Annotated in this window: 7 protein-coding genes; all 7 read right to left on the minus strand. The window is 47.0% G+C overall.

All coding sequences use genetic code 11. The features are described 5' to 3' along the window. Positions 1-214: 214 nt before the first annotated feature. On the minus strand, positions 215-772 hold the full coding sequence (locus AN477_RS06775) for a DEAD/DEAH box helicase family protein (RefSeq protein WP_054968418.1): 558 nt from the start codon (positions 770-772) through the stop codon (positions 215-217). A 225-nt stretch (positions 773-997) separates the two neighbouring features. Next, entirely contained in the window at positions 998-1,840 is an 843-nt protein-coding gene (locus tag AN477_RS06780; protein WP_054968419.1) for a DUF2785 domain-containing protein, read from the minus strand. A 190-nt stretch (positions 1,841-2,030) separates the two neighbouring features. Continuing rightward, positions 2,031-2,918, minus strand: a complete 888-nt coding sequence (locus tag AN477_RS06785) for a nucleotidyltransferase domain-containing protein (RefSeq protein WP_054968420.1) — start codon at positions 2,916-2,918, stop codon at positions 2,031-2,033. Positions 2,919-3,091: 173 nt separating this feature from the next. Continuing rightward, a complete protein-coding gene (locus AN477_RS06790) occupies positions 3,092-3,703 on the minus strand; it encodes a methyltransferase domain-containing protein (protein ID WP_054968421.1) in 612 nt (203 codons plus the stop codon). A gap of 560 nt (positions 3,704-4,263) precedes the next feature. Then, positions 4,264-5,601, minus strand: a complete 1,338-nt coding sequence (gene ltrA, locus AN477_RS06800; protein ID WP_054968423.1) for a group II intron reverse transcriptase/maturase — start codon at positions 5,599-5,601, stop codon at positions 4,264-4,266. 641 nt (positions 5,602-6,242) lie between these two features. After that, positions 6,243-7,037: a prenyltransferase/squalene oxidase repeat-containing protein gene (locus AN477_RS06805; protein ID WP_054968424.1), complete on the minus strand. Its 795-nt coding sequence runs from the start codon at positions 7,035-7,037 to the stop codon at positions 6,243-6,245. 664 nt (positions 7,038-7,701) lie between these two features. Next, complete coding sequence (locus AN477_RS24330; RefSeq protein WP_157061848.1) at positions 7,702-7,848, minus strand: hypothetical protein; 147 nt, start codon at positions 7,846-7,848, stop codon at positions 7,702-7,704. Positions 7,849-8,098: the final 250 nt, after the last annotated feature.

Genomic DNA, 8,098 nt, shown 5'->3' on the forward strand with positions numbered 1-8,098 from the left:
CGATTCGACGTGTCAGTTAATAATTCTGTGAAAAATGTTTCAAATATGAAAGTAAGAATCGAAAAAACCGATAGGGAGTACATGCTTTGCGATACACAGTGACTCTCGTTCCTCGGCTAAACTGCCCTTTTCTGCAACAAGGCAGCCCGTATCGATATTGCATTTTCATGCATCAATCGGGGGTACAGTTCACTCCTGTTATGGTAAGAACATCTCAGAAATTGAACCTGTTCTTAATGATTTCGGCGACTTCACCAGCACTTAAATTCGTGTTGTTGATTCTCACGTAGTTTGTTCTTGTGATTTCACCATCCCAAGAGTTTAAACGATGTTGCTCCATCGTCCGTCTCAAGTCCTGCTCAGAGCGAGCAATATCCCTCTTGGTCGGCTTGTGTTCGAGTCTATGCGGAGTGTTATTGCGCTCAATTCTTGCAGCCAGATCCGCCTCAAGTTCAACAAAATAGACTTCGCCACCCTTGTCTTCGAAGATTTTGCAAATTTGATCAACATAGTCCCAGTCACCCTGTAAGTCAAAACCCCAAACATAAGTGAATATCAGTCCATACATGTCGCTTGCGGCGACCGCTTCAAAAATGTCTCGGCGAAACTGATTGACCAACCTCCACATGTCACGACTAAAGCCGAAATAGGGGGCGAGCAGTTCAATTGTCATGTGGTTATGAAAAAGTTTCAATTCGGTAATCTTCTCAAGCTCATGTCCCACCGTCATTTTCCCTACAGCCTGCGGACCGAATATCATAACGAACTTCACGAGACCACTCCCCACGGAAATTGTTCCTATCATAGCACCACTATTTGGAACAAAACTAGACGGCATATTGGATTAACCTGCCCGATTGCGCTACAAGACGGTCTCAGTAACAAGCGCATAATAATGCAAAGAGCTCATCCTTGGCGTTCCTGGGACTATCCCCTAACAACAAGTTGCTTTGCTTCAAGCCTAATTGCGAACCTCATCACGCTAACGGACTGCCAGTCAGTTAAGAAGATAGATATCGAATCGCGCCAGCGCTTCAACGATTCTGTCAATCCAGGAACTCGTTCGATCTGCGTGCAAGAACCGGAAGTAGAGGCTCCGTAGAAAGTGTTCTGCGTTTGCCCCACACAATGTCTCATCCCCATCGTTATTCTGGTCTGTTACGAGTTGAAATGAGTCCAACCATCGTTGAATGTTAGCTGACGCAGTCTTGTTGTGATGGATGATGGAGAACGCTGCAAACGCCAACCGGTCGTCTTCGAGATATCCCAAAGGATGCGGGACCATGGAAAGATGTTTGATGCCCTGCAGGATGCGAGCACCCAACTCCTTGGTTGCTGCCGGGTGGGTGCCACAAGCCATCAGCGCGTCTGCTGTATGTGCAACAGAATGAGCCCACCCCTTGTCTGGTATATACCCGCGCCAGTCCCGTTCGGTGGTGGCGTAACGCAGTAGGCGATTAGCGACTTCTTCCACTGCTGAGGTGCTGAATACGTGAGCATGTTCGCCATGCGCCAGCAATAACGGAACCATTAGGACGGAGAAGGAACGCATGAAGACCGTGTCCGTACCTGACTCCCCGATTCCCAGGAATAGATGCTCAGCATCCGTCGCCATCCACAGTAGCTCTTCGTGATCGGCGAATTCGAGGTGTCCTTCGACAACAAGCATACCCATCAACCGATACGTCAGATCATCTCGGAGTTCTGGGTCGGGAGAACCCAAGTTTTGCATCAATTTCCGTGCGAATCGCCCAGCCTCCTCCACGGGAGGCAACTGGTTCGATTCGATGATCTCACGCAAAAATTTCCTATCTTGCCATTGATCCGATTCTCGCGTCATACAGAATACATTCCTCCAATCTACTATTCCAAGGCATGTTTCCTTGCCGGCAACTAAACTCCTCTTACGTCGTTCTATGCTTCTATAGCGACGTTACGGCACAACAGCCAAAACTGAATATTCATTCATAAACGGCTGCACGGTAGTTTTCAGTTGTTGCCCCTTGGTTAGGGACATATAATGTGACGAATTAGTTCCCTCTATCGTTGTGCTTTTGCATCCAATCTCGAATATTCCAAGCTCGCCCTGGTTCTTCATGATTACGAATGAATGCCTCTCCTACGGGGTCAGCACTTTGATACGTTCCATCAACCATGAGCTGCCCAAGCATCTCTTCAAGCATACGGCTCATGGTATATGCTCTTGCCTTGTATCCCTCGTAATCATCGGACATCGACACAATCGCCGACAACCCATGTTCTTCAAAACTCCTTGGACGCCATGGCAATTGGACTAGGGTCGTCATCTCTCTTGTCTTCCACGTCCGCCACTTTCTATTGTAAGCAAACATCATCTGCACCAAGTAATCATAAGCCGCATTCAAGCGGTCGTGACCTACCATGGGACCGTAAGTGTTCCAAACCCTGTCAGGTTCACCCTCATTCAGAAGTTGGTCCAACCACACAATGGCCTCATCCAACCGTTTTAGTCTTGTGGAATTGTCGTAGAATGTCTTATGTCTGATAAGGCGTCCCACGTCACCCGTTGGGTCAAAAGCAATCCAGCCACTTCCTATCTCTGATTTCATGGGTTCTGTCCATGAACAAGCAGGATCACTCCATTCTTTAAAGTTTAAGCGGTTAAAATCAACTTGCAGTCCATGCTTGAGCAATGACTCATCGCTGGTAAAAATACTGTGAAACGTGTCATCCTCCTCTCTCCAAATGGCTTCGGCTGGGACAACGTACAAGTCATATGGATCGAGAAAGACAACTGCATCTATGTCGGAATCTTCGTGAGCGGTTCCTGCTCCAATGCTTCCGACTGCAACAACGCCTTTCACTGCGCTCTCAGATTCCATCTTCACACGTATGAAATGTAATAGTTGATTGCGTTTCAATTGTGTCTCGGGTGTCATGAATGACCTCCACATTCTATGAACTTTAGCTGGTATTATGAGAACCGTCATATTGACCTAGCCTGCTTCGATAGCTCCGTAACGAAGTCAGAGCGCCGCCGAATTTTTATGCAACCAGCGTCCGGTTCTCCTTCCTGCGGATATACCCAGTTTCCTGAAAAACGAAGGGGCAATCATTTTATTTTTTTAGCAATCATTACGTCCATCGCGTGTTTATGTGGAACTCCACTGGAATTACAATCAAAGATAAATTCTTCAAACGAAATAATTTCCCAATCCCAGTAAAAGTTAAGTAAATCCCCAGAGCGGTAAAAATACTCGTCTGTTCCCCAGTCAGGTGCTGTTTCAATAAATGGCTTTTCGACAAACACGTTGAATACATTGAGCCCGCCGACGTTTGTATGTTCTTTATAATTCATGAATTTGTCTTTGCGGAGAGTCGGTGATATGTATGTGAGTGTCCCACTTGAATAAACAACATCAAACATCTCTGTCAAAGTGAACTCATTAAGACTAGCTTGTACAGTTTTGATTTCTAGACCCTCTTGTTTAGCCCATTGAAGTGCCTTTTGTAAACCTGGTTCCGACAGATCGACACCTACAGCATTAAAACCATGTCTTGCAAAGTGGATAACGTCTTTGCCCTCGCCACAGCCCAAGTCAACGACCTTTCCTTTTATGTCAGGCACAAGCAAATCCACGGTACGTTTGCACAGGTTATTAGGCTCCATACCCCAATAAAACTCTGGTTTACTGTAAACTTCATCATAAGTATGCATTGCCATATTAACCCTCCTCATTTTACGAGTTTACATGCTATTGAAGATTTCTGCCCGAAAGCGACAGACACAGGCTAGTGTCAATCTGGATATTCATGCAAATCGAGCGACGTTGCCGTTGCCGGTTTCGCCACGTTTTTCAAGAATAAGTGCGGTAACCAAGTCAGAGACCAAAACTCCAAGAGCCACTACTTTGAGTACCGAAGTGTAGCCCGCCGAATAACAGTGCTGCAAGAATAAGCAACCGAAATGCTTGCCAGTAAGTTATTGTGGGAAGATGAAATACATCAGGACAAGTAATGTTCCACAGCCATTGAAATATCGCTGGGACCACAAAAATCAACAAAAGAATCAAAATAACAAAGACCTGAGACATGGCATTGCCCCCTTATACTAGCAACTGTTGACCAGCAACCCACACAACCACACTTTTATACCACTATTATACAATTTTCAGATTGGGGGTAGTAGAGTAGAGGACTGGGTGCCCAGCCCCCTCTCATCAAACCGTACGTGCAGTTTTCCCGCATACGGCTTTCCGATGTTCTTCACCTTGTACCTTATAGCTACCACCAAACACGCGGACTCAAGTCCGAACCGTACGCGCTCGCGTGCTTCAGTCCCATGCTCGAAAACACCTCAGCAACCCGTTTCGGGTGCAGGTGCTTTCTCTTATGCTTTTTGTTCCAGTACAATGTCAGTCTCCGGTTAATATGCCAGTCTACTTTCTTTAGGTACTGGTGTGACACAGCAGGGTCTACTCCGCCGTAGTAATTCTTCCACCCTTGAATGATGGGGTTAAGCTTGTCCACCATTTGCTTCGGCGACCAGAAGAGTCGAGACCTCGGTGCAGTTACTTCCTTCACCTTTGCTCGCATCTTCTTCATCGCCTTCTTGGATGGAAAGCTGCGCAGGTCGTAGAATTTCCCCTTCTTGAACAGCTTTGGCAAACGACGATGGTGGAATCCGAGAAAATCGAACCCCTCTTTGTCGAGCCACAGGTTCACCAGTTTAGACTTGTCCGTGTTCATCGACAGCTCCAGTTTCCCGAACACCGTCTTGAGGACTTGAATGGCTTCCAGAGCGTGCGTTTTCTTCTCGCACAAGATGACCAGGTCGTCCGCATAGCGGACGAGTGTGCCTAAATGAGAGAATTGCTTCTCCCATACTGTATCGAGGTAGTTCAGATAGATGTTTGCGAGAAGCGGAGAAATGACGCCACCCTGAGGACTCCCGATTTCAGTTTCCTCATACTGCTCGTTCTTCATGACGCCAGCTTTGAGCCATTTCCGTATGAGTTTCAACATTCTACGGTCGCTGACTCGCTGTTCCACGAGTTGGAGCAGTTTGTCATGGGAGATGTTGTTGAAGTACCCGGTAATGTCTACATCTACTACCCAGTACACTCTCCCATAGTTCACTGTTTTGTGTATCCGTTGGATGGCTTGCTTCGCGCTTCTCTTCGGTCGAAACCCAAATGAACAGTCCTTGAAGTCCGCTTCGAATACGGGCTCAAGTGCGATTTTCGCCGCCATTTGCACCAGTCTGTCTCGGATAACAGGAATCCCGAGGGGACGAGTTTTGTCGTCGCCCTTGGGTATGTCCTTTCTTCGTACTGGCTTGGGACGATACGTATCTTCGATTACCTGTCTTTGCGTGTCCCGTACGAATTGAAATTCTCCATACTCCCGAACGATGTGGTCAATTGTCACACCGTCCACACCGGCACTGCCCCGATTGGCTTTCACTCGTTTCCATGCTTCCCACATGACATCTGACCTGTACACTTTGTCGTACAGAGCATGAAACCTCCGTTTGGCGTTCGCCTTCGCAGCAAGGTAGAGGGTTCTTTGGAGTTCTCGAACTTTTACTTTGGTGTAGTTAGCAGGTTTCACTGCATTCACTCGCTCTTACCTCCATTGATACCCGTGAACAAAGTAAGGGTGCTTTCCTCGTGCGGGTTATGTTGTCCCGCGTTCATTGGTACTACCACCCTCTCCGACTCCCTTCTCGCCGCTTGCCACTTCACCCTTCGGGCTTATAGGTTCGCGTTTTACGACAACATGTCGTGCGAGGGAGGGTCTCCCTAGTTCCAGACACAACTGTCACTACATGCTGATCCCCTTACACCGGAGGGTTCTTCCGCGCTGCTCGTCCAAGTTCTTCACGCGTTCCGTGGTCTTCGCCACACAATACGAGGCTCGACTCCCTCTTGTCCCTTACGGGTTGCAAATGACGATGCGGCAGGATTCACTTTATGTTACAGCCTGCAGTTTTGCCTTACCCCAGTGTTTCGCGGGGCTTTCACAGGTGCTCCATCCTTAGGCTCTCGCCACCAGACGCCTGCTGGCTACGAGGTGGCTTGGTCCCTACCTCGGTCGGACTTTCACCGACAAGTTGTGCCTAGCTTAGCTAGGCGCGCTATTGCAAAAAACTGCCCTTATGCGACGTTTCCGTGCCTCCACGGAGATCGCATATTCATTCAAAATTGAGCCGTACGGCTTGTTCAATACTCGCCCTAGTGACAGACCGCAATGTCCATTTTTCAGGCAGACGGTACGAAGAATTGAATGGCGCGAATAGCTTCTAAAGTCGTGTGAACGTCTTGCCACTCGCCATCTTCACTCGCCCAATGACCGTCTCCATTTTGCAATTGTTCGAGTTTGTTTTTAGCACTCCATATCAATTGATGCTCAGGAGAAACACCCATCACACAAAGAGAATTGATAAGCCAAGCAAAGTTGCTCGGTTCTAGTTCGGGAAGTTTGGCGAGCAGATAATTCATGATGGATTCTGTATGCTTGTGATGTCCCAATGAATGCAGCAAACCAGCAGCCAGCCAATTTGCCTGCAAGAATGTCGGCAAGTACCCTTCGTCATTCAATTGAGAAACCAAAAATGATTCAATCTGGGATAAACACGAATTGGAACCGTTGTAGTGGCGAATCCAATACCCTGCATTTGCCGTCAGATAAATCGTAGCGGAATCATCCCCTGGCATTGCCCAAGGCGGTGCTACGGATGCTAATTCTGTCGCTTCTTCAAACGATCCATCTTGATTTTGTCGACCAATGATGAACAAAATCGCCTGGTCGATAAAATCCGCTTCTGTAATTCCGAGTTGCTCGCTTTGTGCCAATCGGTAACAAGTAGCATCAAGAGAACTGGCATCTGGTGCCCAAAATGGCGACCAACTGCCATCTTCCCTTTGTGTTCCCTTTAATTGTTGTGCTGCTTCTTGAACCAGATTGTCAGCTTGAAGCAACACATTCAACCGAGCTTGTTCCACTTTGTTTCCGTGGTTCCGTACAAACTGAATTGCCGACTGGATGTCACTCATAATCGCACCCCTTGTTCCATTACGAATGTTCATAATTATTGGGTCAGACCTACCCGTTAGGTCAGCAACACTTGCTGCGCGTCTAGGTCTCCTACTAAACCATCACTTGCTTGGGACAACTGAGCAGTTTCGTGTTCAGAGTAGTCAGTGATTTTATCATCGCTTGTTGTTACGTGTGAAGTATCCCACTAGTGCCATTAGAATTACAATGACTGCTGTGATGACCGCCCAAATTCCCAGATTGTGTTGAAACTGGCGATCTGCCCACAACGAACCTCCGTTGAAAGATCCCCCACTCGTATGGGCACGCATCACCAATAGATAGAACGTTACAACAATTATCATCACGCCAGTACCATAAATCCATTCTCGATATTTCTTGAGCATGAACGTATAGCCCCCTTCAATGCTCATATGTCGCTAAACTGCCCGTGAGCGACGCAAGGCAACCCACGTCCCCGACGTATATTCATGCAAAAGTCCAGGCTTGCATTCTTCGAGTTATGAACTACCCCACACAAAAAGATACTAATTCTCTTTCACCACAATATGCCCCTCGTGGCGGAACCACCATCCTCCATTACATATAATTTAATGGATTAATGAATTGGAATAGGACGTCAAGAAGGGGACTATTTTTGGAGTCCAATAGGTTAAAGTTCTTTCATTGGAATTCCTCAACACGCACTTCATACCCATTTGCTTGATAACGAGCTTCCAACTCAGTTTTCTTTTCCTCACACTCTTCCCTCGTGTCATGGAGGAACGCTTCGATTATCTTGTTATCCTTCCAAACCTGAACCCGCCACATCTATTGTGTCCCCTCTCAACAGATTAATTTTAGTTCTCTTGTGATGGGTAACTTCAGCACCTGTATGGATCTATATTCCAAATCAACACTCGTTATCCTCTTATGATTCTTGATATCTGCGTACTTCTCTCTCTATGATCTTTCGTTTTCTCCCTTATTCTAGCTTATTCGCAGTATTTCTCGTTTGACTTGACAGACTTCATAGACAGGTATGACTAACAGGGACTCTGGACGGGTAAATGGGTGCGTT

It is taken from the genome of Paenalicyclobacillus ferrooxydans (assembly GCF_001399675.1).
Taxonomy (GTDB): domain Bacteria; phylum Bacillota; class Bacilli; order Alicyclobacillales; family Alicyclobacillaceae; genus Alicyclobacillus_B; species Alicyclobacillus_B ferrooxydans.

What these genes read in the sequence shown, in the direction of transcription:
- AN477_RS06780 (WP_054968419.1), bottom strand. Translation starts at nt 1,840, where the DNA reads ATGACGCGAGAATCGGATCAATGGCAAGATAGGAAATTTTTGCGTGAG.
- AN477_RS06785 (WP_054968420.1), bottom strand. Translation starts at nt 2,918, where the DNA reads ATGACACCCGAGACACAATTGAAACGCAATCAACTATTACATTTCATA.
- AN477_RS06790 (WP_054968421.1), bottom strand. Translation starts at nt 3,703, where the DNA reads ATGGCAATGCATACTTATGATGAAGTTTACAGTAAACCAGAGTTTTAT.
- AN477_RS06805 (WP_054968424.1), bottom strand. Translation starts at nt 7,037, where the DNA reads ATGAGTGACATCCAGTCGGCAATTCAGTTTGTACGGAACCACGGAAAC.
- AN477_RS24330 (WP_157061848.1), bottom strand. Translation starts at nt 7,848, where the DNA reads ATGTGGCGGGTTCAGGTTTGGAAGGATAACAAGATAATCGAAGCGTTC.